Raw genomic sequence first — 24,042 nt, forward strand, 5'->3', positions numbered from 1 at the left:
GGAATTGATCTGGCGGCGGGGAAGATGCTTTATGATCTGATGAAAAACGCTTAGGGTCATTCTTGGGTCCGTTTTTGGGAGAGATTCTGAATCAGACGTTGCAACCACGATTCTAGACGATCTCCTTACAAAACGGACCTTTTTTATCCTAAATCAGAATTTTCCCGGACAGTAGTGGTGATTGGTATAAGTCCACGATGATGCATCCGTCTGGGAGCATTCCTGCTGCCAAAGGCCGGGATCTCCTCCCCGGTCGGCACAAGACTGCGGTCCGTTTTCACAAGCGGTCACTTTTGCGCGCAGCTCTGTTGCTTCTTCCGGGGCAACGGAGGACACTCCGCTCGTCTTGTCAGGTGATTGGGTGTCATGACCTCATTGTCTCAGTATTTGCGATACATCCTTCAGGGCGGGCCGCCGGAGACCGGGCTGCCGGAGCGGGTGCGTTCCGAAATCCGCGGCCGGGAAACCTCGTCAGAGCGGCTGATCGGCTGGGTTCAGCTGGGGCTCGTGCTGTTTTTCTCAACCCTTTATGTCATCGCGCCGAGGGCGGAGGGCGCAGCCGGGTTCAACTTTGTGCCCTTTGCGCTTGGGGCCTATTTCCTGTTCACCATACTCCGGCTCATGTTGTCCTACCGCTATGAGCTGCCGCAATGGTATCTCCTGATTTCCATCGGGGTGGACATGGCGCTGCTGGTGGGGCTGATCTTCTCCTTTCACATTCAATATGACCAGCATCCCGCCTTCTACCTGAAAGCGCCCACCCTGATGTATGTGTTCATTTTCATCGGCTTGCGGGCGCTGCGTTTTGACCCGAGATTTGTTTTGACCACCGGGCTTGTGGCTGTGTGCGGCTGGCTGGGGCTTGTCTTTTATGCGGCCTTTGCGGATATGGACGGTATGCGGGTGACCCGCAATTATGTGGAATACCTGACCGGCAATTCGATCCTGATCGGCGCGGAGCTGGACAAAACCATGGTCATCCTGACGGTGACGGTCATCTTGTCCGCCGCCTTGTACCGGGGCCGGTCCATGCTGTTTGAGGCAACGAAAGACCACGAGGCCGCCAAGGATCTGCGCCGGTTCTTTGCTCCGGAAGTGGCTGCCTCCATCACCGGGGCCCAGACCGCGCTGGAAGCCGGGGAGGGCACGTTGCGCGAGGCGGCCATTCTTTACGCCGATATCCGCAGCTTCACCGCCACATCAGAAACCCTGGACCCACAGGCCGTGTTGTCGGTGCTGGCGCAGTATCAGAGCCTTGCAGTTGATGTGATCAATCAGGAAGGCGGGCGGGTGGACAAGTTTCTCGGCGATGGCATTCTGGCTACTTTCGGCGCTGTCCATCCGTCAGACACCTACGCTGCGGATGCCTTGCGGGCGGCCGAAAAGCTGGTGGCCTGTGTGGCGGTGCAGCAGGACCGGTTCCAAACCGCAGGCTGGCCGGGGCCGCTTCGCATCGGAACGGCCGTTTCGGCCGGGACCGTCACGGCCGGTGTGATTGGTTCGAAAAACCGGCTCGAATTCACAGTGATCGGGGATGCGGTCAACCGGGCTGCGAAACTGGAAGACGCAAACAAGAGCCAGCGCTGTGCGGCGCTGACAGACCAGGCCACGTGGCAACTGGCCCTTGAGCAAGGATACGAGCCTGGGGCCGCAGAGCCGCGCCCGGGTGTCCATGTCGCCGGTATCCGCCATCCGGTCGATCTGGTGGTTCTGGCTGGTGTGCAGCCATTTCCCGCTTGACCGAATCTTTCTGGCCAAAAAAGTGTGTACGGCTTGAGCAGCCCGAAATGCGCTTGACCCGGTGCGGTTTCTCGGACACTTTGCATGTTCGTGTTGACGTTTTCGTCAATATATATAGAAAAACTGATATAAGTCAGTATTTTGAATGAAGCGGGAGGTTCGCTTGAAACTGGATTCATCACTCGCAGCTGTCGTAACGGGCGGCGCATCGGGGCTTGGGGCGGCGACCGCCAGATTGCTGGCTGCAGAAGGCGTGAAGGTCACCATTTTTGACCGGAACGTGGAACAAGGCAAAGAGGTGGCTTTTGAGATTGGCGGCCAGTTCGCGGATGTGGATGTGACCGATCAGGCCAGCGTTGAACAAGGCTTCGCAGTGGCCCGCAGTGCCCACGGGCAAGAACGCATTCTTGTTAATTGCGCAGGCATTGCCCCAGTGGCCAAGACCACTTCCCGCGGCGAAGCCCATCCTATGGACATGTTTGAAAAGGTGATTGCGGTCAATCTGATCGGCTCTTTCCGCTGTCTTTCCCAGGCCGCGACCGGCATGGCAACGCTCGATCCGGTCACGCCGGATGGCGGGCGCGGGGTGATCGTCTCCACCGCGTCGGTTGCAGCTTTCGACGGTCAGATCGGCCAGGTCGCCTATGCGGCCTCCAAGGCCGGTGTGGCCGGTATGACGCTGCCGGTCGCCCGGGACCTGTCCAAGCTGGGGGTTCGCGTCATGACAATTGCGCCTGGCATCTTCGAAACGCCGATGCTGCTGGGGCTGTCCCAGGAGGTTCAGGACTCCCTTGGTCAGCAGGTGCCGTTCCCCTCCCGGCTCGGCAAGGCAGGCGAATACGCCCGGCTGGTCAAGGCGATTTGCGAGAATGACATGCTCAATGGCGAAACGATCCGTCTGGACGGGGCTATTCGCATGGCGCCTCGGTAAAGATCCTCAGGGCCTTGCTCGCATCCTGAAATGGTGGTTCTGCTTTGTCGCAGGGGGGCTGCAGGGGAATGGTGTCTTTTACGAAGACTGTTCTTTAAATTTTCCGTAAGGTCGGCTACTCCAAGGCAAAGAAGTTTCTTAGCGTCACGGAGTGGCAATGTCCGCTAAAATCCACGAACTTGCACCGCACCATCTGCCGTATTTCATTCCATTGGCAGATGGCAGCGATCCGATGATGAGAAATGTTCTCATAGCGCTCATCATCCTGGTCGTTTTGCTTGGCACCTTTTACCTCTACCTGCATTCCCTTCCGGAGCGTCTGGCCCATAAACACGGGCGCATCCAATTCGAGCTGGTGGCGGTTCTCGGGCTTTTGGCGCTGTTCACCCACAATCAGGTCTTCTGGGTAGCTGCGCTGGTGCTGGCCTTCATTCAGCTTCCCGACTTCATGACACCGCTGGAAACGATTGCCAGCTCGGCCCGCAGGATGGCCTTTGGAACCGGGGAGGATCCGGGGGAGGGGAGCGAGGGGCCCAATGGCGAGGGGCCCTCGCATGGGCCCGGAGCGACGTCTAGTGCCGTGCAGAGCGGGAAGATTGCGGCCAGTGCTGAACGTCCGGCCGCGCCGGCGTCCGCTGAGCTCGAAGGCGCGGCTTCCGCCGCTCCGGATCAGGGCAAGGCCCCCCTAGAGCGGAAGGACAGCTGATGTTTGAGACGCTCTTCAGTGCGATGATCACCATCTTGCCGGACTATCTGATCCGCCGCTATGTGCAGGGCAAGCGGATCGGACATGAGATCACGCTCTATTCCGTCTGGTTCGAGCTGCGCTACGGCATTGTGACCTGCCTCATGCTCACCATTACCCTGATCACTCTGATTTTCTATTTCCATCCCACCTCCCAAAGCGCGGTGTCCACGTTCCGGACCGTGGCCATCCTGCCCGAGGCGACCGGCCGGGTGGAGGAAGTCTTTGTGCCGCTGGATCTGGAAACAAATGTGAAGACCGGTGATCCGCTGTTTAAGCTGGACAGCAGCCGTCAGGAAGCCGACGTTTTGACCGCCCGGCAGCAGATTGAGGAGATCAAGGGCGAGATAGCCCTGGCCGAGGGCGAACTGGCGGTGGCGTCCGCGCAGGTGGATCAGGCGGCCGCGTCGCTGAAACAGGCGCAGGACGAGCTGGAAACCCGGCAGGAGCTGTTTGACCGCAACGCCAATGTGGTCAGTGAGCGGGATCTGGAAAAGCTCCAGAACACGGTCGATACACGCGCAGGCGGTCTGGCGGCGGCGGAAGCCAACAAAGAGCTTGCCGAGACCCGGATCAACGTGGCCCTGCCAAGCAAGCTGAAAAGTGCCGAAGCCAGGCTTGCCGAAGCCGAGGTCGAACTGGACAAGATGACGGTTTCAGCCAAGGTGGATGGCCGGGTGACACAATTCGTGCTGCGGCCCGGGGAGATTGTGACACCCCTGATGCGGCCTGCGGGGGTGATCATTCCCGATAATTCCCTGCATCAGCGGATTCTGGCCGGGTTCGGCCAGGTGGAAGCCCAGGTTCTCAAACCGGGCATGGTCGCCGAAGCCTTTTGTCCTGCTGTCCCGTTCACCATCATTCCGCTGGTGATTACGGATGTGCAGGAAGAGATTGCCAGCGGGCAGGTGACCTCCGGAAGCCAGCTTCTGGATGCGGGCAAGGCTTCCAAGACGGCGACCATCACAACGGTGCTTGAGCCGCTTTATGAAGGCGGGCTCGACCGGTTGCCTCCCGGGGCGAGCTGCACGGTCAACGCCTATACCAGCAACCATGAAAGACTGCATTCGGACGACAATCTGTCGACCGGGCAGTTTGTCTTTCTGCATGTGATCGATACGGTCGGGCTGGTCCATGCGCTGATCCTGCGCAGCCAGGCCCTGCAATATCCGATCCGGGCACTGGTTCTGACCGGTCACTGATCCCGTAGTGCGTCTCATCCCGCGCGGCAAAGCCCTTCTGCCGCGCGGGAGCGGTCCGTCCATCCGCCGCCGGGCCACAAGCTCTTTTGGCAAAGCACAAGTTCGGAAGCTGCTGGGGGGCGGATCTGCCGGGTGTTACCGCTCGCACCAGATACGGTCGTTGCTGGCGGAGTTGGTTCTGAAAACAATATAGGTAAAGGGATAATCAAAAGGGTTGTCCGTGCTGCGCACCTCAAAGGGCTCGCAGGCAAGCGTCTGCCCGGGTTCCAGCTCGATCCGCCGCCCATCAATATGGAACACGCCCTTTCCGGACAGGACATGAACCACTTCGGTGCTGGACGTATGGTAGTGGTCCTTCACCTCCGTATGGGGCGGGACTTCGACCAGCTGCACCAGGCCACCCGTCAGATTCACATCCTTGTCCTGGACCAGGGTCTTTTCCCGGTAGCCCGATGCGTTCATCCAGACCACTTCTTCATTGCGCACAAGCTTCATCCATCCCTCCTGGCAACTTGCTGACTCACTGGTTCCGGAGACAGTCTTAAATATCTATCGACGTTGCGGAAGAGACTGTTTCAGAAGAAAGTGCCCAAAAAGAGCCGCCCGGAGGGCGGGCTCCGGGAGAAGTCTTGTCTGGTCCCGGAAAACCCGTTTGCGGTCAGCTTTTGCCGGTGTAGCTGACCACTTCGAATTCGATCCCGTCATCATCATCGAAATAGAACCGGCGGCCCGGCTCATAGTCCTGATGATTGTGGGTCGTGTAGCCGCCTGCCTTGATCCTGGCCTCGGCCGCGTCGAGATCCTCGACCACAACGGCAATGTGGTTGAGCCCGCCATGGTGGTCGTAACTGACACCGGCGACCGGGGTAGTGTCCTTCGGCGGGCTGTAGGCTGCGACGTAACTCGTCTCGTTGCCGATGTGATAGGTCGTTCCGCCGCCAAGCGACTGGCCCTTCCACCGGATTTTCCAGCCGAACCAGTCTTCCAGCCGGCGGGCGGTCGCGGCCGGGTCGGTCACTGTAACGTTTACATGTTCCAGAAATGCAGCGCTCATATCGACGTCCTCTCAAGGTTTGACTCCTCGTGGACACTAGAGATAATTCCTCAAGTAAACTTGAGGTCAAGAGAAAAAAGGGACTGTTTTGAAGAAGCTTATGAAGGCAGATGATCTTTTGTCTATTGGCGGCCTGGCCGAGCGGACCGGCCTTGCAGTCTCTGCGATCCGTTTCTACGAGGACAAGGGCCTGGTTCACCCGATCCGCAACAGCGGCGGGCAAAGGCGGTTTTTGCGCGCGGATATCCGCCGACTGTCCTTTGTCCTGGTCGCCCAGGAGTTCGGGTTCACGATTTCGGAAATCGCCGTGCAGCTGGCGAGCCTGCCGGAGGGCAGGGCACCAACCAAGGCGGATTGGACACGCCTGAGCAAGGGCTTCCGGCGGCATCTTGAGGACAGGATCGCGCGCATGACGGCCTTGCGGGACAAACTGGACGGCTGCATCGGTTGCGGCTGCCTGTCGATGAAATCCTGCCAACTCTACAATGCCGGTGACGCTGCGTCTCGTCATGGGCGGGGACCACGCTACCTTTTGGGCGACCGCCCGGAGCCTCAGCCGGACAGGCAAAGTGGAGCCGGGCCGGTTTCTGCGCAGGAAAAGGCAAAATCCGATTTTTGATCCATTGAAAAGCTGGATGGCATAGGAGGACTGAAAAACAAGTGTTTACGTTTGATTGGAGCCGGAGGCCGCCGCTTGTCGGCAGGCCTGTAACCGAACCATTACGCGACTGTCACATTGCTGTAATCTGAGTGTCGTTAACGCTCACGGGCGCACTCTGTGTGCCTTGCCTGTAGCCATCCGATTGGAGAGCAAAATGAGTGACATCAGCAAAGACGACCTGTCCTGGGACGAATGGGATGAATTGGTCCGTCCGACACCGGAAACCACCGAATTTGACCGTGTCGTGGAAGCCGGCCTGTCGCGCCGGGGCTTTCTTGGCGGCGTTGTTGCCTTCGGATCGGGGGCTGCGGCCATGGGCCTCGGTACCGGTGCGAGCCTTTTGAACTCCACCTCCGCCCAGGCCCAGAGCGCTGGCCGGTTCGCCTTCAGCCCGGTGCCGGTCGCAACCGATGCCACTGTGCATGTGCCGGAAGGCTACACCTGGGATATCCTGGTGAAATGGGGGGACAAGCTGTTTTCCGACGCAGCGGACTTCGATCCGGAAAAAGGCGTTCCCGTTGCCTCTTCCGACCGCGTCTTCGGCGAAAACACCGACGGCATGGAACTGTTCGTCTTTGGCGACAAGCAGGTCATTGCGGTCAACAGCGAATATGTGAACCCAACGATCAACCTGCCGCATACGGATGACGGCAAGCCGGAATCGGCTGACGACGTCACCATGCTGCAGAACTTCCAGGGCGTGACCGTGATGGAAGTGACGGAAGATGCTGGCGACTGGAAGGTTGTTGTCGACAGCCCGTTCAACCGCCGCATCACCCAGCGCACGGAAATGCGCCTGTCCGGTCCGGCGGCCGGTCATGACCTTCTGAAAACCGACGCGGACCCGACCGGGACCAAAACCATCGGCACCTTCAACAATTGCGGTGCGGGCAAGACCCCCTGGGGCACTTACCTGACCTGCGAGGAAAACTTCAACGGCTATTTCGGATCCACCGATGACAGCTTTGAAGTGCCCGCCGACTTCAAGCGCTACGGCATCGGCCTTGAGAGCCGCTACGATTACGAAAAATACCAGGAGCGGTTTGACATTTCCAAGAATGTCAACGAGCCGCGCCGCGCCGGTTACATTGTCGAGATCGACCCGAGCGATCCCGGCTCCACGCCGGTCAAGCGCACGGCCCTTGGCCGCTTCAAACACGAAAACGCCGCTTGCACCCTGGCGCCGGATGGCCGTGTCGTGGTCTATATGGGCGATGATGAGCGGGGTGAATTCCTTTACAAGTTCGTCTCCAACGGCGTCTACACGCCGGGGGCTCCGACCGACGGCCTTCTGGATGACGGCACGCTCTATGTGGCGAAGTTCAACGACGATGGCGCTGGCGAGTGGCTGGCCCTGACGGAAGAAGCAACCGGCATGCCCCAGGCCGAAATCTGCATTTTCAGCCGCATGGCCGCGTCCAAGGTTGGCGCCACCACAATGGACCGTCCGGAATGGGTTGCGGTCAACCCGGTCGCGGTCGAAGCCTATTGTGCTCTGACCAACAACAAAAACCGGGCCGTCAAGCCGAATGCCGGCGGTGACGACACGCCGGTCAACGGCCCGAACCCGCGTGCGGAAAACCACTATGGTCAGATTGTGCGCTGGTATCCGGAAAATGATGACCATACGGCGCCGAAGTTCAAGTGGGACCTGTTCGTGATGGCGGGCAACCCGGAAGTTCATGCCGGTACGCCCTACGGAGGCTCTGACAATGTCAACTCCGGCAACATGTTCAACTCGCCGGACGGAATGATGTTTGACAGTTCGGGCCTGCTGTGGATCGAGACCGACGGGAACTACAAGAACGAAGGCGATTTCGCCGGAATGGGCAACAACCAGATGCTGGTTGGCGATCCGGTCACCGGCCAGATCGAGCGGTTCATGACGGTTCCTTACGGCTCTGAAGTCACAGGCATCACCTGGTCTGCGGACAAGAAGACCCTGTTTGTCGGCATTCAGCACCCGAAAGCCCCGTTCCCGGATGGGGAAGGCAAACTGGCGCGGTCTTCCGTGATCGCCGTCAAGCGTGCGGACAACGCCAAGATCGGCTAAAGCGGCCCGCGTTTCACCGGATTTGCCTTTGGCTGCCTTTTCTGGAGCGCGCCGGATACCCGGCGCGCTCTTTCTGTTTGCCTGAACTGCTTCTGCCTGCAGTCGGAAGCGGGGGCTTACCGGTTGTCCAGTTGCGCACGTACGCGCCTCAGCCCCAATTGGGTAATCCGGTAGGGACCGCTGTTTTTCGACGCGATGAGACGCTTGTATTTCAGCTTGCGGAACAGATGCGGCGTGCATCCGCCCCAAAACCAGCCGTCTCGGGTGACGGTCTCATGGTTGAGGATCCGGCCATTCTCGTCTTTTTCAATGAGAATATAGCCGCCTTGAGCAAGCAGGTGCAGCACCCGTTGCTCGGCTTTCGAAATGTCCATGGAAGTAAGGGACCTTGATGTCGGAATACAAAAACCCGGTCACCGCAGCTCAGCGCGTGCGGTGCTTCTGTAAGTTTCCGGCCTTCTCTGGCCGGGTCTTACCAGGACTCTTGCGATACGGACATAAACCCTCATCAAAACAACAGGGCATCAGGTAGCACTGGCGCACCCGTTCTGCAACGGGCTGGTCCGTCAAACCGGTGCGGATGCGATGGCTTGATCCTGAACTGTTGTCAATCTGCCGCACAAGGCAGGTAAGGCACCGAGTGAAGCCGAGTCAGGGAGGGGTAGGGGTAGGAAAGTGGCCGCAGGGGGAAGTTAGCTGTATTCGGCAGGCCAGTAGCCGTTTTCGGGATTGCGGGACACTGCGATAGCCGAGACATCCTTTGATCCGCACGAGCCGCAACTGAGAACCTCGCTCAAGGCGGACACCCTCTTGTCCTGGGCAAAGCGGGCCCCATTCATATAGCGGAACCGACCGCATTGGTTGCATCGGATGGCAAGGCGACGGCCGGTCTTGACCATGGTTTCAAGGGTCGGATCGTCGCTCAGAACGGGGGATACAATTGTCATGATTAAATACTTGCAAACAAACCCATGAGCCGCCGCGTGTGGGCGTACTTCTCTCTACGACTTTAGCATAACATACAAGATAAAAAAGTAAAGCCTGGTTTTTGGTTTCTGTGGACGTTGGGTAATCTGAAAAGAATTTAAGGGGAGGGAAGTAAATCGAAATGAATAAATTTTCAGTTTGGTCAATATTTGACCGGAAAGAAAAATTATTTTGACCGCTCAGTAAAAGTTTATGGTCAGCAGTTTCTCAATGCGGGGAAGGTTTGGCATATTTCGTTTTGATCCAGGCCGGGCTATAGAAGACCCATGACTTACCTGTCTGATACTTGGCTGCATCTGGCCGGACTCTCCGGTCTGCTCAATCCCTTCGCCCTTCTCATTGGCGGCTATTTGGGGTGGCGGGCCGACAGTGCCCAGAAACTCTGGATCGCAGGCTTTGCGGCGGCGGCTTTGTCGCTGCTTTCTGAAGCAGCCATCGGTCTGCTTCAGATCCCCATGCCGGTGTCTCAGGACGCTGGAGCCCTGGCGATGTTTCCGTTCCGCTTTGTGGCGGGCGCAGCGGCAGGCAGCCTGACCTACTGGCTGAACCGGCGCAGCCGGAACAGCTGACCCCTCCGATAGGCCAAAGCCAAATCGTCTAGCATGATCATAAAAAACGCCCGATCAGTCTTCGGGAGCTGTCTCTCAAGCCTCCTCAGACCCGAGCCAGCTCTTGAAAAGCGCCGCATTGGGGCAGCTGTCCATCGGGCGGGAGGCGCCTGCCGGGTGCTCTGACAGCCATTTTTTGCAGGCATTTGTGTTCCGGCAATTGATACAGCGCACCGCTGCGGAGCGCAGAGCCAAATCCGATTGCACACCGGCTGGGATCTTTTGCATCGCGCCGATCGTGTCAAGCATGCGTCCCATAAGATCAGCACGCTCATTGAGGCGGTCCATCCAGTTCACAGTTTGATCTCCCTCTCCAAAGCCAGGCCGAAGTCAGCTTCCGGGCAGACCGGACGGGCCGGTTTGCCGGAGAAAGGCTTCGCAAAGTAACTGTCGGGAAGCCTAGAGCAGGGAGGTGCAGGTGCATTGATTAGGGTCAAGTCTGGGCAGCGCGCTGGAATCCGGCCATACTGGCAAGGTCGGAGCAGGGCTGCATGGGCTTGTTCAGGAGCAGGCGGCGAACGCGGCGGGACGGCACACAAGGAGGCGGTGCGATGGTCGAAACAGTAGCGGCACAGCCGCTCGCCTCAGGTTCTGCAGGGGCGGCAGCCCCGCAAGGGCTGGAACCGGGAACCGCGCTGACGGCCCGGGTGGATGCCAATCTGCCCGGCGGTGTTGTGCGCCTGTCGACACCGGACACGACCTATGACCTGAAGGTCCAGGCTCCCTTGCCGCAAGGCAGTCAGGTCACTGTTACAGTGAGCGGCAGCAAGCAGCAGCCCGATATCCAGATTTTGGTGGGCGCGCAGGCGGGAAAAGGCGGTGCAGGAGCTGCCTCGTCGCAGACCGCAGCTCAATCAGCGGCCTCTTCCGGGGCTGCAAGCGCTCCGGCACAAGTCGCGCCGTCCAGTACACCCGCGGTAGCAAACGGAGGCAATCTGACCTTGTCCGGCGCGCTGGTCGCCCAGACGGTTCCGGATCAGGCGGTCGGCCCGCCGCCGCTGTCCCAGACGGTGGCCCAGACGGTGCCGCAAGGTGGCAGTCAGACGGGCGGCCCACCGGTTACGGTGGCGGCCGGAGGGGCTGTTCCGGTTGCTCCTGGCATTTTACCGGGTCCTGCCACAGCCGCGCCGCCCGCGTCCCAGACACCTTCGCAGGCGGGCGCATCTGCGGGCGTGCCGGTTTCTTCCTCTCAATCCGGAGCAGCCGCCAGCGCGCCGCAGGTCAATGTCCAGTCTGGTGCGGTTCCCTCTGCCCCTTCTGCCTCACCGGCTTCTGGAGCGGCGCACTCGGCGGTGCAGCCACAGTCAATCGGACAAGGGCAAGGCACCGGTCCGGCAGGGCAAGGGGCCGCTGGCGTTCAGGCGGGACCCGCCGGGCTGGGGCAGACAGGCGGCGGGCAGGCGAGCCAAACTTCAAATCCAGTGCCCTCAAGCGGCCGCCCATCCGGGATTGGCGGTCTGGGGCCAGCGTCGCCGCCGCCTCCCGGTCCGGCGGCAACCGGTACAGCGACGCCACCTGCGGGAGCGCCTGCAAGCCCGGCAGGCGCGGCCAATCCCGCTGCGACTGCGCCAGCCGCCGCGCCGCTTTCCGCTGGGGGCGCCGTGTCTGGAAGCGGCCAGCTGGCCAGCGGACCGCTGGACACGCTGCCCAGAGCCGCCGCACAGGCCGGACCGGCTGCCTCCCTCTCTGCGGGGGCGCCTTCCGGCGCGCAGATACAGGGTACTCAGATACAGGGCACTCAAAGACCGGGCACTCAGATGCCGGGGCTTCAGGGAGCGGCGGTGCAGCCGGGCACATCAGCCCAGCCGCCCACTGGATCGCCCGCTGCAACACAGGCTGCTGGCACGTCGGCGCCTTCCGGACCGGCGGCGGGGCAAGGGGCGCTGACAACCTCCGCCGGCTCCCTGTTTCAGGCCATGGATCAGTCCGCAGACACGCAGAGGCCCGTTCAAACCCAGTTTCAGATCCAGTCCCGGGTCCAGCCTTATCCGCCATCCGGGAACGTGCCGACGCCGCCTGCAAATGCGGCAGGGGCGGGTGCGCAGACGCCAGCGGGACAGATTGCCCGCCAGCTCCTGCAACCGCTCGCAGAACAGCAGACGGGGCTGGGAACCCTTTTTTCCCAGGTCGGGACCATGCTGTCCGCGCAGGCCTCGGGCAAGATCTCGCTGCCCGATCCCGTGGTTAAAGCCATGCAGCAGATTTTTGGCATGCGCCTGACGCCCGGAACAGTACCTGGAACGGTATCAGGGCCATCTCAGGGGGCGGGCGTGGGGCAAGGGCTGACAGAGGCTGATCTGCAACAGGCCGTGCGCCTGTCGGGGCAGTTCCGGGAGGCCCAGCTCGCGGCACTGCCGAAGGGCATGCATCCCCCAATGGGAGACCTTAAATCCGCGCTCCTGTCCTTCAAGGCGCTGCTGCAGGGGCTTGGGGCGGAAACGGATGTGTCCCGTCCGGCTCATCAGCCCGCCATGCCGTCCCGGCAAGGCGGACCCCAGGCGCAGGCACAAAGTCAGCAAGCCGCCAGCGGCTTCTGGGTGGGCGCGCCGTCTGAAAATCTCAAGGCCTTGCGCAAGGAAACCGACGCGGCGCTTGCCCGTATTCGCTTAACCCAGCTCGTCAACAGCTCTCTTGCGGGCGACGACCGGCCCCAGGCGGCGGCCACCCGTGCGATGGATCTTGTTCTGGAATTGCCCCTGGCGCTGGGCCAGGAGACAGCCATAATGCAGATGCAGATCGGCCGGGATGGCGGGGGCCAGGACGGGGAGGGGGACAGCGAGCCTGCCTGGCGGCTGCGTTTTGCCCTGGACCTGACCGCAACCGGGCCCCTGGAAGCTGCCGTCAGTCTCAGGGGCGGGGGCACTTATGTGAGCCTGTGGGTGGACCGGAAAGAGACGTTCACCAGTCTGGAAAGCGTGCGTGAAACCATGGAAGCGGCCTTTGCCGATGCGGGGCTTGACCTTCAGGAGTTCCGGCTGGTGCGGGGCTTGCCGCCCAAGGCGGCGCCTCGGCACGGCGCCATGATCGACCGCCATTCATAAGGACGCCCAGATGAGCCCGACCGATCCTTCGAAAAAAACGGCTACAGATGAGAAGAAGCTGGCCGTCGCACTGTCTTACGAAAATGAAGGCGCACCTGTGGTCACCGCCAAGGGGGCCGGGACCATGGCGGAGCAAATTGAAAAACTTGCCCGGGAGGCCGGGGTTCCCATCGAACAGAACCCGATGATGGCCGAAGCCCTGTCCCAGATCGAAGTGGATCAGGAAATCCCGGTGGAGCTCTACCAGGCTGTGGCGGTTCTGATCGGCTTCATCATGCGCACGGGGCAGGCGCAGCATCCCGGCCCGCAGGAATAGCGGTGGCTGCTTGTGCGAAAGACAGGATTGTGCGCAAGGAAAACCTTGCAGGCACGGCAATTCCCGACTAGGTGAACAAGCGATTGAAACTTTGCGCCGCAGTCCGCTTCCAGAACTGCCGCTCCGGGCGCGAAATCGAACAGAACAGGACTTTTGACGGCTATGACGATTGTCGACGTACGCACACCCGATCCGAAGAAATTCATCAAGGGCGCGACCGGCGATTGGGAAATCGTGATTGGCATGGAAGTTCATGCCCAGGTGACGTCCGATGCCAAGCTCTTTTCCGGTGCTTCCACCGAATTCGGCAAGGACCCTAACGGCAATGTCAGCCTTGTGGACGCGGCCATGCCCGGCATGCTGCCGGTGATCAACGAGGAATGCGTGCGTCAGGCGATCCGCACCGGGCTTGGGCTGAAGGCGGACATCAATCTGAAATCGGTCTTCGACCGCAAGAACTATTTCTATCCCGATCTGCCCCAGGGCTATCAGATCTCCCAGTTCAAACAGCCAATTGTCGGGGAAGGCAAGATCCTGCTCGACATGCCGGACGAACAGGTTGAGATCGGCGTTGAGCGGCTGCATCTGGAACAGGACGCGGGCAAATCCCTGCATGACCAGCATCCAACCATGTCCTTTGTGGATCTGAACCGCTCCGGCGTTGCCTTGATGGAAATCGTCTCCAAGCCGGATCTGCGCTCCTCCGACGAGGCAAAGGCCTATCTGACCAAACTGCGCACGATCCTGAGGTATCTGGGCACCTGTGACGGCAACATGGATCAGGGCTCCATGCGCGCGGACGTGAACGTGTCCGTGCGCCGTCCGGGTGGGGATTTCGGCACACGCTGCGAGATCAAGAACGTCAACTCGATCCGCTTCGTCGGTCAGGCTATCGAGTATGAGGCCCGCCGTCAGGTGGCCATTCTGGAAGATGGCGGCACGATTGATCAGGAGACCCGCCTGTTTGATGCGGCCAAAGGCGAAACCCGGTCCATGCGCTCCAAGGAAGAAGCCCATGACTACCGCTATTTCCCGGATCCCGATCTGCTGCCGCTGGAATTCACCCAGGATTTTGTCGATGGGCTGGCCGGGGATCTGCCCGAGCTTCCTGACGACAAGAAGGCCCGCTTTGTCAGCGATTACGGCCTGACCGCCTATGATGCGGACATTCTGGTTACCGAAAAGGCCTCTGCCGATTTCTTCGAGGCCGTTGCCACGGGCCGCGATGCAAAGCTGTCCGCCAACTGGGTGATCAACGAATTGTTCGGCCGCCTCAACAAGGAAGGCTTGGATCTTGGCGACAGCCCGGTGTCTGCCGAACAGCTGGGCGCGATCATTGATCTGATCAAGACCGGCACGATTTCCGGCAAGATTGCCAAAGATCTGTTTGAAATCGTCTGGACCGAAGGCGGTGATCCGGCGGCCATCGTGGAAGAGCGCGGCATGAAACAGGTCACGGATCTGGGCGCCATCGAGGCGGTTGTCGACGAGATCATGGCCGCCAATCCGGACAAGGTCGAACAGGCCAAGGAAAAACCCAATCTGGTTGGTTGGTTTGTCGGCCAGGTGATGAAGGCTTCCAAGGGCAAGGCCAATCCCCAGGCGGTCAACGATCTTCTGAAGCAGAAAATCGGTCTGGAGTAAGTCATGGGCGGGCAGGAAACATCAACCAGGCCCGCCTTGCCGCTTCGTGGTGCCTGCCATTGCGGGGCCGTGACGTTTGAAATGCGCGTGCTGCCTCGCCACGCGGTTGCCTGCAACTGCTCGGTCTGCCGCAGTCTTGGCGTGGTCTGGGGCCATGGAACGGATCAAGACATCACCGTGTCCGCCGCTCCGGACGCAACGCTGTCCTATTCGCGCAGTGAGCGTTATCTCGCTTTCCACACCTGCCGGACCTGCGGCTCCACCACCCACTACGTCACCATTGCCGGAGACGGCATCGGGCGCATGGCCGTCAATCTCCGCCTGGCCCCGCCTGGAACCATCGAGGCAATCGGTCTCAGGCATTTCGATGGTGCTGAGAGCTGGTCGTTTCTGGATTGAGATCGGTGCCCAGCGGTCCGACACCTGCTTTGCTTCAGACCCGTTACCGCCAAAAAGGCAGGCTGATTGCCTAACGTTTAGGCGCTTGCCGTTGGGTCTGAGGTCAGCTTTGCTTTGACCCGAGCCATCTGCGGTCGGCTGCCTGTTTGGCATGGCGATTGCTCAGAAGCCCGGTATCCGTCGGGAACCGGGGTCCTCATGACACTAAACGCATGTTGCAAGGTCGGCCAGGGTGGCTGATCTTCGATTTTTTGAGCTTTACCGAAATCCGGAATATCTCTGGCTGCTGTTGCAAGGCGCGCTGGTCAGCGGCGGGCTGACCGTGGGGGGCGGCGCACTTGGTTTTCTGGGCGCGCTTTGCCTGGCCGCCATGCGCCACTACCGCATTCCGGTGCTGGCAGAGGTGGCCACAGCCTATGTGGAATTCATCCGCAACACGCCGCTGATCGTGCAGATGTTTTTCATCGCTTTCGGTCTGCCCTTGCTGCTTGGCTATCAATGGCCGTTCTGGGCCCATGCGCTGCTGGCGCTGACCGTCAACTTCTCTGCCTATTTTGCCGAAATCCTGCGGGCCGGGCTGGCTTCGGTCGCAGATGGCCAGTTGGAGGCGGCCGACAGTCTGGGCCTGCCGCGCTGGCTCAGCTTCTTCAAGGTCAGCCTGCCCCAGGCCGTTGCGGCCATGTTTCCGTCGCTGAACAGCCAGTTCATCTTTTTGTTTCTGACCACCGGCGTCATTTCCGAAATCGGTGTCACGGACCTGACCTGGGCCGGGGTCTTCATCGACAGCCGCAGCTTCCGGTCCTTCGAGGTCTTCTTCACTCTGACCATCATCTATGTGCTGATGTCGCTGATGTTCAAAAGCGCTCTACGCCTGCTCCATGACCGTCTGTTTGTGTGGAAGGGCGTGCGATGAAAGAGCTGTTTGTCGAGCTTCTGGGAAAGCCCTACGGCATCGTGCTCTTCCAGCTTCTGGATGCCACCCGCTATACGGTCTATCTTTCGCTGATTGCGTTTTTGGGCGGCGGGGCCATCGGCGCGCTGGTCACGGCGGCCCGTGTCGCGCCGGGGCGGCTGCTGGCAAGGCTGTCTACGGCCTATACCTGGTTGTTCCAGTCCATCCCTCTGTTGATGCTGCTGTTCCTGCTCGGCCTTGGGGTGCCGCATCTCTTTTCCATTCGGGTCGATCCCTGGACCGCAGCGTCCATCGCCCTGACGCTTTACACCAGCGCCTATCTTGCGGAGGTCTGGTGCGGCGCTATCGCGGCCATTGCGATTGGCCAGCATGAAGGGGGGAAGGCGCTCGGGCTGACATGGGGTCAGGTCATGGTCCTGATTGTCCTGCCCCAGGCCGTGCGCCTAGCGATTGCGCCGACCATTGGCTTCATGGTGCAGATTATCAAGGGCACGTCGCTGGCCTATATCATTGGCTTTCACGACCTGATGACCGTCGGCAAGCGCTGGGCAAATGCGCCGGTGCCCGGCACCCAGCCCTTCGTCATCTTTCCGCTGATGGCGCTCATCTATTTCGCCCTGTGTTTTCCGTTGTCCTTGTGGTCCCGGCGGCTTGAAAAGCGCCTCGGGTCTGCTGCGGCGTCCGGCAGCGCCAAAAGCGCTGCCTGATCCTTTTGTCCATACTCTTAAGGGGAGATGTTTGAAATGTGGAAGAAACTGCTTGCAACGGGCGGGGCGCTTCTGGCCGCCGCGCTGCTGATTGCCACACCGGCCTCGGCCGAATTGAAGGACATTCTGGGCGCCGGCAAGGTCAAGATTGCCGTGCCGGAGAATTTTCCACCCTTTGGCGCGCTTGGCGCGGAGGGGGAATATGAAGGCTACGACATTGATGTGGCCAAGATGATTGCCGAAGATCTGGGGGTGGAGCTGGAACTGGTGCCGGTGACCTCCAAACAGCGCATTCCCTTCCTGGAAACAGACCGGGTGGATCTGGTTGTCTCCACGCTGGGGGCCAATCCGGAGCGGGCCAAGTCGATCTGGTTCTCCAGCGCCTATGCGCCGTTCTTCTCTGGCGCCTTTGCCAAGCCGGATGTTGCGGTCAAATCCATTGCCGATTTTGCGGGCAAGAAAATCGCGGTCACAGGCGGAACGCTGGAGGATCTGGCGATCACACAAGATGCACCGGATGGAGCTGACATCATCCGCTTCGGTGACAATGCGGCGACCATTGCCGCCTATGTTTCCGGTCAGGCGGATGTGATCGTGACCGGCAACATGGTTGCGCTCGGCATATCCAATGACCATCCGGACTACAATCTGGAAACCAAATTTGTTATCGCCAATTCCCCGTCCTTCATCGGCGTGAAAACCGGCAATATCGACCTGCTGCAATGGGTCAATGTGTTTGTGCTCAACAAGAAGCTGACCGGCAAGCTGGACGGTCTGTCCCGCAAGTGGCTGAAAACCCCGCTGCCGCCGCTGCCCTCGCTCTGAGGACTTTGACACTGGAAAAGAGCCCGCGCCGGACAGTCGTCTGGCACGGGCGGGTGTTTTGAGCGCGCCGCGCACCGCCTTGCCGTCTCCGGCCGGGAGGCGGTGCGCGTTGGCGTTGAAAAAACTGCCCAAGAGACGGCCCGTGACTGGGGATGACCGGGTTACAGGCGGTCTGAAATCATGTATCCCGCTGGTCATGACCGGCCCAACCTTGTCCTCTTCCGCCAAGATGGCGGCGCCCCGCTATGCCACCCCGTTCGGGGTCTGGGCGATTGTTGCCCTGTGGGGCCTTGCACATCTTCTGCTGCGTGCTGTGTCGAGCCCGGTGCTCGGCACGGACGACATGTTCGAAAACGTTCTGGTCCAGACGCTGGAGCCCGGCTACATGCTGCGCCAGCCGCCGCTCTATGAGTGGTTGTTATGGTCGGCTCAGCAAGTGTTCGGCCCGACCATCTGGGCTGCGCTGTTTGTCAAATACACCCTGATCTCACTTGCGGCCCTGTTCCTGTTTCTGATTGCGCGCAAGGCCATCAAGGATCCGCGTCTGGCCGCGCTCTGCGCATTTTCCTATTCGCTCTATTACCAGTTCGGCTGGAACCTGCATGAGGGCGTCACCCACACGGTGGTGCTGACGACGGCCTGTGCGGCCAGCGCCTTTTTCTTCATCAAGGCGCTCGAGAGCGGGCGCCTTGCCGCCTATCTGGCTTTTGGGGCTGCGGCAGGGGCCGGGCTGCTGGGCAAACATTCCTATCCGATTTTTGTGGTGGCGCTGTGTCTGGCCGCGCTCAGCGATCCGCACTGGCGGCATAAGATCCGCCCGGCAGGGCTCGTCCTGGTGCCGGTTGCAGCCGCCCTTGTCTACAGCCCCTATGCCTGGTGGATTTTCACCGAGGGCCTGCATCTGTTTGCCTCCGTCTCCAAGACCATGGGTGTAGCCGCCCAGACGTCCCATCTGGCGCGGGCCGGAGAGGGGCTGGGCAAGCTCGCTTTCGGGCTGTTGGGATTTTCCGTTGTTCTGGTGCCGGTCCTGCTGCTGATATTCTGGCCGCGCTATCTGGGCCGCAAGGAGGCTTTGGCGCTGCAGGTCAGTGATGTTGCGCGCCTGTGCGGGCGCACGGTGCTGGCCATGATCGTGCTGACCGCGCTGATGATCGTGCTGACCGGGGCAACTTATGTGAAGGAGCGGCATATGCATCCCCTGATGCTGCTGCTGCCGGTCTATCTGTTTGCGGATCTGGAACGGTTCGGCTTTGACCGGCAGTGGCGCTGGCTGGCCGCTGTCATCATGACCATGGCCGCTATCGTCTTTGTGGCCCGGGTGCCGGGCATTGTGGCGCCGGACCGGTTCTGGTGCGGCGGCAAATGCCGCCACATGAAACCCTATGCGGACTTGAAAGCCCCGCTTGAAGCGCTTGGTGCGGGACAGACGACCCTGATTGCCGAAAATGGCTATACGGGCGGCAATCTGCGGGTGCTGTTTCCCGGCGCGCGGGTGGTGACCAAGGCGATCCCGGCCAGAACGCCGCCGAGAGCAGCCTGTTTCTTCATCTGGGAAGAGGGGGACACAGCCCCCCAGATCCCTGCGCTGCAACAATTTGCCGAAGTGGCCTTTGGCGATCCGGGCACGCCGGTCTCGGCCACCTACCTGACCGGCCGCTGGCCGCATCTTTGGAAAGCGCCTGACTGGCGCACCACCTGGTGGGGCGTGGCCGAATTGCAGCCGGACGCCCCTCTGTGCCGGTGAGGCTTTCCGTTCTTACAAAGAGGAATTGGACATGAGCACATCTCTGCGTATGGAAAAGGCCGGGCCCGGCCATCTCAAAGAGATTGTGGCGATCATCAATGCGGGAGCAACGCGTGCGCGCGCAGGCCGGGAATTTGACGACTGGCAAGCCTACCGGCCTGCATTCGACGCGCTGTGCGCAGCTCCCGAAGCCGATATCTATGTGGCGCTGGAAGTCCAGCGGCCTCAGGCAGCACAGGAGTTTCGGGAGGCGGAGACGGAGCTTGTGGTGGGCACCTATCAGATCCACTTTCTGAAAGGCCTTGCCTTTCGCGGGCGGCCGCGGGTCGAGCTGGAAAGCGTTCACGTGTGCGCCAGCCGGCAGGGCGCTGGCATTGGCCGTTTCATGATGGCCCACGCGGAAGATCTGGCCCGCGCGGCCGGTGCCTGCCTGATCCAGCTCACTTCCAACCGGGAGCGGGAGGGCTCGCATGCCTTCTACCGCCGTCTGGGCTTTGACCAGAGCCACCTTGGCTACAAGAAAATGCTGATTGAGCAGCCGATCTGATGCCATGGTGAACAGAAGGTTGAGAGGCCTTGTCAAATTTTCCGATAAAATCATTGAAATTAAAGGGCAATTCGAAGCGATATGCTTACTGGCCTGTTAAATTCAGCTTTGTTTAAAGCTTTGTTCGCATTGCGTTAAACCTGTTTTTTTACCGCCCCTTTAAATGCTCCTGCTCAAGTAGAGCCCATGAAACGAAGGGAAAAGCTTGCACAAAGCTTTCGTTTCAAGATCAGCCTGTCCTTGGCCAAGTCGTGCCTTAAAAGGATGTGTTGATCACCTGGGGACAGGGTGTCTTGAACCAGCCGGAAATCGGCACAGGAGACCCCTGGACGTCTTAGACAGAGACAAGGGGAGCAACATGGCTCGTTTTGAAATGCATTCGGCCGACATGGCCGCTCTGGGCGAAAAGCCCGTCACCGCCGACATCCTGTTCCAGATGGGTCTGGACAGCGCCAGTGGCCGCTACGGCGCCACTGATCTTGTGACGGCGCACAAGTGGTTCAACATCGCTGCCCTGAAGGGCAACAGGGATGCGGCGCAGTACCGTAAGGAAATCTCCGGGGAAATGAGCTCCTCCGAGATCGCTGAAGCGCAGCGCTGCGCCCGTGAATGGCTGTCCATGCATTGACCGGTGCGGCCGGGCAGCCCAGCCGTGTCCCGGCCCCTCTTTTGCAGCATCGCAGCAGTCCAGCAGAGCGCCGCGTGCCGGATCAATAGACCGGTGCCAGACCGTGTTCGTCCCATAAGGCGCGGTCGATCGCCGGGCCGAGCGCAAATTCAAACTCGGACACCGTCTTGCCGTCTGAGGCGACTTCGCAGCGATAGGCCAGCTCATACCAGACCCCGTTGCTTCTGAGGGCGCCGGCCGGCACGGAGATTTCATTGCCATCGCGCTGAGTGTTCTTGAACGCATGGGGGGCCACCCGGGTGGGCCGGAAGCCTCGCCGTGCGTGGCGCACCTGTTCCATCGCCTCCAGCGCGCAGACCTGATCCTTGCGGTCGTCGCCTGCCAGTGTACCGAGCATCTGCCGGGCCTGGGCCGAGCGCGGGTCCGCCAGGACGCGCGCACCGTAAAACGAGGTTGCCCGCTGCCAGCCCCAGTCACTCCCGTCCACTTGCGGTTCCTGGGGCTCTTGCGGCCTTTGCTCTTCGGGCAGCACTTCCTGCTCCGGCTGGGGCAGGGCGGCCTGTACCTCTTCCGGCAGTTCCTGCGGCGCGGGCGCTTCCAGATCGCCCTTGGTGCTTTCCGGCGGCGGTGGCGGCGGCGGCTCGACCGGCGGGGCCAGGGCACTTGGCGGCAGGATCTCGATGGAAATGGAGCGCGGCCCGTTCACATTTGACAGCTGCGGATATAACAGCCCGCTGAACAGGAGCGCCGCCAGAAGGTGCAGCGTGATCGCGCACACCCAGGAAATCCTGTCCGCAACGAACCTGTTGATGCCGGGAGCAGCGGCGCTGATCACTACTGACGATCCTGCCAAACGAAATACCAAGACAAAGACCCAAGCCGACAACGGTGTCGCAAATATGAAACCGATCTGCCTGCGATCCTGAAACGCTGGAAAAACCTGAGGAGGGCACTGCTGACGCCGGCAGATCCGGGACCGTGCCGGCCCGTCTGCACGCACCCCTCAAGGCCGCCCTCCCAGCGCAAAACCGGAGGCGTTTTACCAGACACCGGCAGAAACAACAATATGCCCGGCCGTTTGCTGTTTTGTGACTTAACGTCAGGGTTAAGGCCGGAGCAAATGCCCGCCCACGCCCACACCACGGGCCTGTCCGGGACCAGGCCGGCCGCAAGTGGTCCGGCAGGTTTGCCGGCCGGACCGGGTAATACATGGCGTCATTCCCGCGGCCCTGGGTGCTCATGGCCTGCTGACGGCCCAGCCCCGGGGGCTGACCTGTCAAATCTATGAAACGGCAACTGTTTGGGCGGATCTGGAGCGGTGTGCAGCGTGGAAAACTCACCCGGCTTTGAAAAAAGGCTTGCGTCCCAGGGCACTGGATTCTAAACGGGACGGGCCGGAGAGGTGGCCGAGTGGTCGAAGGCGCTCCCCTGCTAAGGGAGTAGGCCCGGAAGGGTCTCGAGGGTTCGAATCCCTTCCTCTCCGCCATATGCCTATAAATCTGTGAACTCCTGAGCGCTGAAAAGGCTCTCCATCGTCGCCGGATTCTTCTGCGGCAGACTCGACCAATAATTCTTTTGGCACATAAACTCTGATTTCGTCTTTTGTTACTACGACCTCGGAGACAATCGCTCTTAAATAATTCTTTGCAATTGGAGCCTTTAGATCGGAGAGCCGTTGTCTCATTAGCCTGGAGAAAACCCTTACCTGTTCCTTGGTAGGAGTTTGTGACGGTTGCGTTGCGCCCAGTTTCGATCTGTGCAACGACCGAGCTTGGTGCGCGGTTGTTCGCGCATTCTGTATTCTTGTTAAAAATGTCGGATCTGCCGAAAGATCGTCGACGAGTTCGGCGGCCTTCAAAAGGTTTACCATTGCTTTTTCGGCTTCTTTGACACGTTTCTTTAGTGCTGGAAGTTCCCGTTCTCGCTCGCTCGACCCTCGAAGTTTTGAAACTGAAAATTCTTCTATGAGTGATGCTAATCTATCAGGCGCTAATATTTGGCTAAATAGCGCATCTACTATCGCAAGTTCAATTTTGCTTCGACGAACCCGAACGCCTTTACATACTGTACTTCCTTTCTTCCGGGCGGCACTGCATCTGTAATATCTGTATCGTTTGCCGGTATGACTGGTAGCTTCCTCAAGAACCAAAGAAGCGCCACATTGGCATTTGGCGATACCACTCAACAATGCAGGACTGCTGATTGCTTTTGCGACACCAGTTTTGGGGCTTCTTTCAATCAGTAGCGCCTGAACATTGCGGAATTCGTTCTCGTCAATCAGCGGCTCAACTGGAATGAAGATCTCTTCACTGTCATCGTTCTCCGACAATACATCAGAAGATTTGTTTGGATTGTATGGAATACGCCCAAGGTAACTGACGTTTGTTAGCATACGATGGATGGCATTGACGTCGAATTTATTTCCTTTTCGGGTCAGAAAACCATTCTGGTTCAGGTATTCCGCAATTGCTTTTACGCCCATTGGTCCGCTTTTTTCGTGACCGTGTTGACATAGCTTGAATACGAGACGAACGATCTCACCTTCGACGGGATCAATTATTGGCTTGGCGCGTGTTTTGCCTTCTCCAAAAGAGATTTTTTTTGTTGTTAGCCCGAATGGAAGTAACCCAACGGAACAATACCCATTTCGCGCCAGGCTTTTCTTCGCATTTTTAACGTTCTCAGATGTTGACTTGGAATAGTACTCGTCAAAAGTGGCAAACATATTCTCCGCGAACCGACCCATGGAATCTTTTGGAAAGTTCTGAGTCGCATAATATATCCATACTCCAAATCTATTTAGTAGCGACCTATACGCATGATGATCGTCTGAATTTCGAACAAGCCGACTTGAGGAATAAACAACAATGGCAGATACTTCTATCGCTCCGTTTTCGATGTCTCTAATCATTCTCCTGAAAACAGGACGTTTGTCATTTTTTGCAGATCGGCTCGGGTCACAATAAACGTCGATTAATTCCAGGTCATTTTGCTTACAGAATTCCTTTATTATGCGGATCTGTTCTGGGATAGAAATATCCTTTTTCGTACTTTCATCTTTGGAGACTCTCACGTAACCGACCGCAAACTTCTTTCGACTTGTCGGAAAAAATGCCTCCTCTGACTTGCCCTCCAGCGTGGCACGCATTCGCGCAAGAGAACTAAGCTGTCTATTATAAGTCATCGCGAACTCCATCCGTTGTGTTTAGAGCATTTCCCAAAAAGTCTGAATCGTCTTGGGTTCCCTTTTGTGGTGAATAGTGATTCAAGCTGAGGGCTGGACAAGGAGGCCAGCCT

The 24,042-nt window shown here is 59.5% G+C and carries 23 protein-coding genes, 1 tRNA gene and 1 pseudogene; 18 read left to right on the forward strand and 7 right to left on the reverse strand.

The window, feature by feature from the left end:
* Positions 1-366: 366 nt before the first annotated feature.
* The 4 genes from ACXAIC_RS23180 to ACXAIC_RS23195 all read left to right on the forward strand — a co-directional run bounded on the left by ACXAIC_RS23180 (position 367) and on the right by ACXAIC_RS23195 (position 4,618).
* Positions 367-1,740 carry an adenylate/guanylate cyclase domain-containing protein gene (locus ACXAIC_RS23180; protein WP_475186328.1) on the forward strand — a complete coding sequence of 458 codons (1,374 nt, stop codon included), beginning with the start codon at positions 367-369 and terminating at the stop codon, positions 1,738-1,740.
* Between the two features lie 163 nt (positions 1,741-1,903).
* Positions 1,904-2,671, forward strand: a complete 768-nt coding sequence (locus tag ACXAIC_RS23185) for an SDR family NAD(P)-dependent oxidoreductase (RefSeq protein ID WP_475186332.1) — start codon at positions 1,904-1,906, stop codon at positions 2,669-2,671.
* A 157-nt stretch (positions 2,672-2,828) separates the two neighbouring features.
* On the forward strand, positions 2,829-3,377 hold the full coding sequence (locus ACXAIC_RS23190; RefSeq protein ID WP_475186334.1) for a hypothetical protein: 549 nt from the start codon (positions 2,829-2,831) through the stop codon (positions 3,375-3,377).
* Positions 3,377-4,618: an HlyD family secretion protein gene (locus ACXAIC_RS23195; protein ID WP_475186337.1), complete on the forward strand. Its 1,242-nt coding sequence runs from the start codon at positions 3,377-3,379 to the stop codon at positions 4,616-4,618. Before ACXAIC_RS23190 ends, ACXAIC_RS23195 begins: the two co-directional genes overlap by 1 nt.
* A gap of 135 nt (positions 4,619-4,753) precedes the next feature.
* On the opposite strand, the gene ACXAIC_RS23200 is transcribed toward ACXAIC_RS23195, so the two are convergent.
* Positions 4,754-5,113, reverse strand: coding sequence for a cupin domain-containing protein (locus tag ACXAIC_RS23200; RefSeq protein ID WP_475186338.1), 360 nt, complete (start codon positions 5,111-5,113; stop codon positions 4,754-4,756).
* Between the two features lie 163 nt (positions 5,114-5,276).
* On the reverse strand, positions 5,277-5,672 hold the full coding sequence (locus ACXAIC_RS23205; protein WP_475186340.1) for a VOC family protein: 396 nt from the start codon (positions 5,670-5,672) through the stop codon (positions 5,277-5,279).
* A gap of 100 nt (positions 5,673-5,772) precedes the next feature.
* On the opposite strand from ACXAIC_RS23205, the gene soxR reads away from it, so the two are divergent.
* A complete protein-coding gene (soxR, locus tag ACXAIC_RS23210) occupies positions 5,773-6,291 on the forward strand; it encodes a redox-sensitive transcriptional activator SoxR (protein ID WP_475186342.1) in 519 nt (172 codons plus the stop codon).
* Positions 6,292-6,487: 196 nt separating this feature from the next.
* Positions 6,488-8,386: a PhoX family protein gene (locus tag ACXAIC_RS23215; RefSeq protein WP_475186346.1), complete on the forward strand. Its 1,899-nt coding sequence runs from the start codon at positions 6,488-6,490 to the stop codon at positions 8,384-8,386.
* Positions 8,387-8,502: 116 nt separating this feature from the next.
* Here the strand turns inward: ACXAIC_RS23215 and ACXAIC_RS23220 are convergent, their stop codons facing one another.
* A complete protein-coding gene (locus ACXAIC_RS23220; RefSeq protein WP_475186350.1) occupies positions 8,503-8,760 on the reverse strand; it encodes a YjhX family toxin in 258 nt (85 codons plus the stop codon).
* A gap of 318 nt (positions 8,761-9,078) precedes the next feature.
* The gene (locus ACXAIC_RS23225; protein ID WP_475186353.1) at positions 9,079-9,333 is read right to left on the reverse strand and encodes a hypothetical protein; all 255 of its coding nucleotides are present in this window, start codon (positions 9,331-9,333) and stop codon (positions 9,079-9,081) included.
* 306 nt (positions 9,334-9,639) lie between these two features.
* Between ACXAIC_RS23225 and ACXAIC_RS23230 the strand changes: the two genes are divergently transcribed.
* Positions 9,640-9,942 carry a phosphatidylglycerophosphatase gene (locus ACXAIC_RS23230; RefSeq protein ID WP_475186356.1) on the forward strand — a complete coding sequence of 101 codons (303 nt, stop codon included), beginning with the start codon at positions 9,640-9,642 and terminating at the stop codon, positions 9,940-9,942.
* A gap of 75 nt (positions 9,943-10,017) precedes the next feature.
* Here ACXAIC_RS23230 and ACXAIC_RS23235 read toward each other — a convergent pair whose 3' ends face one another.
* Positions 10,018-10,269 (reverse strand): DUF6455 family protein, encoded by a 252-nt coding sequence (locus ACXAIC_RS23235; RefSeq protein ID WP_475186384.1) that lies wholly within the window; start codon positions 10,267-10,269, stop codon positions 10,018-10,020.
* 263 nt (positions 10,270-10,532) lie between these two features.
* Between ACXAIC_RS23235 and fliK the strand changes: the two genes are divergently transcribed.
* The 10 genes from fliK (at position 10,533) to ACXAIC_RS23285 (ending at position 20,745) form a co-directional block, all read left to right on the forward strand.
* Positions 10,533-13,022 (forward strand): flagellar hook-length control protein FliK, encoded by a 2,490-nt coding sequence (gene fliK / locus ACXAIC_RS23240; RefSeq protein WP_475186360.1) that lies wholly within the window; start codon positions 10,533-10,535, stop codon positions 13,020-13,022.
* A 10-nt stretch (positions 13,023-13,032) separates the two neighbouring features.
* Entirely contained in the window at positions 13,033-13,338 is a 306-nt protein-coding gene (locus ACXAIC_RS23245; protein ID WP_475186362.1) for an EscU/YscU/HrcU family type III secretion system export apparatus switch protein, read from the forward strand.
* Between the two features lie 162 nt (positions 13,339-13,500).
* Positions 13,501-14,982 carry an Asp-tRNA(Asn)/Glu-tRNA(Gln) amidotransferase subunit GatB gene (gatB, locus tag ACXAIC_RS23250; RefSeq protein ID WP_475186364.1) on the forward strand — a complete coding sequence of 494 codons (1,482 nt, stop codon included), beginning with the start codon at positions 13,501-13,503 and terminating at the stop codon, positions 14,980-14,982.
* Positions 14,983-14,985: 3 nt separating this feature from the next.
* A complete protein-coding gene (locus ACXAIC_RS23255) occupies positions 14,986-15,381 on the forward strand; it encodes a GFA family protein (RefSeq protein WP_475186365.1) in 396 nt (131 codons plus the stop codon).
* A 232-nt stretch (positions 15,382-15,613) separates the two neighbouring features.
* Positions 15,614-16,294 carry an amino acid ABC transporter permease gene (locus ACXAIC_RS23260; RefSeq protein WP_475186369.1) on the forward strand — a complete coding sequence of 227 codons (681 nt, stop codon included), beginning with the start codon at positions 15,614-15,616 and terminating at the stop codon, positions 16,292-16,294.
* The gene (locus tag ACXAIC_RS23265; RefSeq protein WP_475186372.1) at positions 16,291-17,001 is read left to right on the forward strand and encodes an amino acid ABC transporter permease; all 711 of its coding nucleotides are present in this window, start codon (positions 16,291-16,293) and stop codon (positions 16,999-17,001) included. The genes ACXAIC_RS23260 and ACXAIC_RS23265 overlap by 4 nt, the downstream gene beginning before the upstream one ends.
* Before the next feature lie 36 nt (positions 17,002-17,037).
* Entirely contained in the window at positions 17,038-17,826 is a 789-nt protein-coding gene (locus tag ACXAIC_RS23270; RefSeq protein ID WP_475186376.1) for a transporter substrate-binding domain-containing protein, read from the forward strand.
* Positions 17,827-17,968: 142 nt separating this feature from the next.
* Complete coding sequence (locus ACXAIC_RS23275; protein WP_475186379.1) at positions 17,969-19,570, forward strand: glycosyltransferase family 39 protein; 1,602 nt, start codon at positions 17,969-17,971, stop codon at positions 19,568-19,570.
* 31 nt (positions 19,571-19,601) lie between these two features.
* Positions 19,602-20,117 carry a GNAT family N-acetyltransferase gene (locus ACXAIC_RS23280; protein ID WP_475186381.1) on the forward strand — a complete coding sequence of 172 codons (516 nt, stop codon included), beginning with the start codon at positions 19,602-19,604 and terminating at the stop codon, positions 20,115-20,117.
* A gap of 388 nt (positions 20,118-20,505) precedes the next feature.
* Complete coding sequence (locus ACXAIC_RS23285) at positions 20,506-20,745, forward strand: hypothetical protein (RefSeq protein WP_475186388.1); 240 nt, start codon at positions 20,506-20,508, stop codon at positions 20,743-20,745.
* A gap of 82 nt (positions 20,746-20,827) precedes the next feature.
* On the opposite strand, the gene ACXAIC_RS23290 is transcribed toward ACXAIC_RS23285, so the two are convergent.
* Positions 20,828-21,580 carry a DUF930 domain-containing protein gene (locus tag ACXAIC_RS23290; protein ID WP_475186383.1) on the reverse strand — a complete coding sequence of 251 codons (753 nt, stop codon included), beginning with the start codon at positions 21,578-21,580 and terminating at the stop codon, positions 20,828-20,830.
* 561 nt (positions 21,581-22,141) lie between these two features.
* Here ACXAIC_RS23290 and ACXAIC_RS23295 point away from each other — a divergent pair.
* A tRNA-Ser gene (locus ACXAIC_RS23295) sits at positions 22,142-22,231 on the forward strand.
* A 531-nt stretch (positions 22,232-22,762) separates the two neighbouring features.
* Here ACXAIC_RS23295 and ACXAIC_RS23300 read toward each other — a convergent pair.
* Positions 22,763-23,941 (reverse strand): annotated as a pseudogene (locus tag ACXAIC_RS23300) (recombinase family protein); the annotation flags it as partial.
* Positions 23,942-24,042 lie beyond the last annotated feature (101 nt).

The organism is Roseibium sp. AWQ4_254, from assembly GCF_056161025.1.

Coding starts and splice junctions, on each gene's coding strand:
- ACXAIC_RS23285 (WP_475186388.1), top strand. CDS start 20,506: ATGGCCGCTCTGGGCGAAAAGCCCGTCACCGCCGACATCCTGTTCCAG.
- ACXAIC_RS23280 (WP_475186381.1), top strand. CDS start 19,602: ATGAGCACATCTCTGCGTATGGAAAAGGCCGGGCCCGGCCATCTCAAA.
- ACXAIC_RS23245 (WP_475186362.1), top strand. CDS start 13,033: ATGAGCCCGACCGATCCTTCGAAAAAAACGGCTACAGATGAGAAGAAG.
- ACXAIC_RS23200 (WP_475186338.1), bottom strand. CDS start 5,113: ATGAAGCTTGTGCGCAATGAAGAAGTGGTCTGGATGAACGCATCGGGC.
- ACXAIC_RS23230 (WP_475186356.1), top strand. CDS start 9,640: ATGACTTACCTGTCTGATACTTGGCTGCATCTGGCCGGACTCTCCGGT.
- ACXAIC_RS23215 (WP_475186346.1), top strand. CDS start 6,488: ATGAGTGACATCAGCAAAGACGACCTGTCCTGGGACGAATGGGATGAA.
- fliK (WP_475186360.1), top strand. CDS start 10,533: ATGGTCGAAACAGTAGCGGCACAGCCGCTCGCCTCAGGTTCTGCAGGG.
- ACXAIC_RS23235 (WP_475186384.1), bottom strand. CDS start 10,269: ATGGACCGCCTCAATGAGCGTGCTGATCTTATGGGACGCATGCTTGAC.
- ACXAIC_RS23180 (WP_475186328.1), top strand. CDS start 367: ATGACCTCATTGTCTCAGTATTTGCGATACATCCTTCAGGGCGGGCCG.
- ACXAIC_RS23195 (WP_475186337.1), top strand. CDS start 3,377: ATGTTTGAGACGCTCTTCAGTGCGATGATCACCATCTTGCCGGACTAT.
- ACXAIC_RS23255 (WP_475186365.1), top strand. CDS start 14,986: ATGGGCGGGCAGGAAACATCAACCAGGCCCGCCTTGCCGCTTCGTGGT.
- ACXAIC_RS23225 (WP_475186353.1), bottom strand. CDS start 9,333: ATGACAATTGTATCCCCCGTTCTGAGCGACGATCCGACCCTTGAAACC.
- ACXAIC_RS23270 (WP_475186376.1), top strand. CDS start 17,038: ATGTGGAAGAAACTGCTTGCAACGGGCGGGGCGCTTCTGGCCGCCGCG.
- soxR (WP_475186342.1), top strand. CDS start 5,773: ATGAAGGCAGATGATCTTTTGTCTATTGGCGGCCTGGCCGAGCGGACC.
- ACXAIC_RS23220 (WP_475186350.1), bottom strand. CDS start 8,760: ATGGACATTTCGAAAGCCGAGCAACGGGTGCTGCACCTGCTTGCTCAA.
- ACXAIC_RS23205 (WP_475186340.1), bottom strand. CDS start 5,672: ATGAGCGCTGCATTTCTGGAACATGTAAACGTTACAGTGACCGACCCG.
- gatB (WP_475186364.1), top strand. CDS start 13,501: ATGACGATTGTCGACGTACGCACACCCGATCCGAAGAAATTCATCAAG.
- ACXAIC_RS23265 (WP_475186372.1), top strand. CDS start 16,291: ATGAAAGAGCTGTTTGTCGAGCTTCTGGGAAAGCCCTACGGCATCGTG.
- ACXAIC_RS23190 (WP_475186334.1), top strand. CDS start 2,829: ATGTCCGCTAAAATCCACGAACTTGCACCGCACCATCTGCCGTATTTC.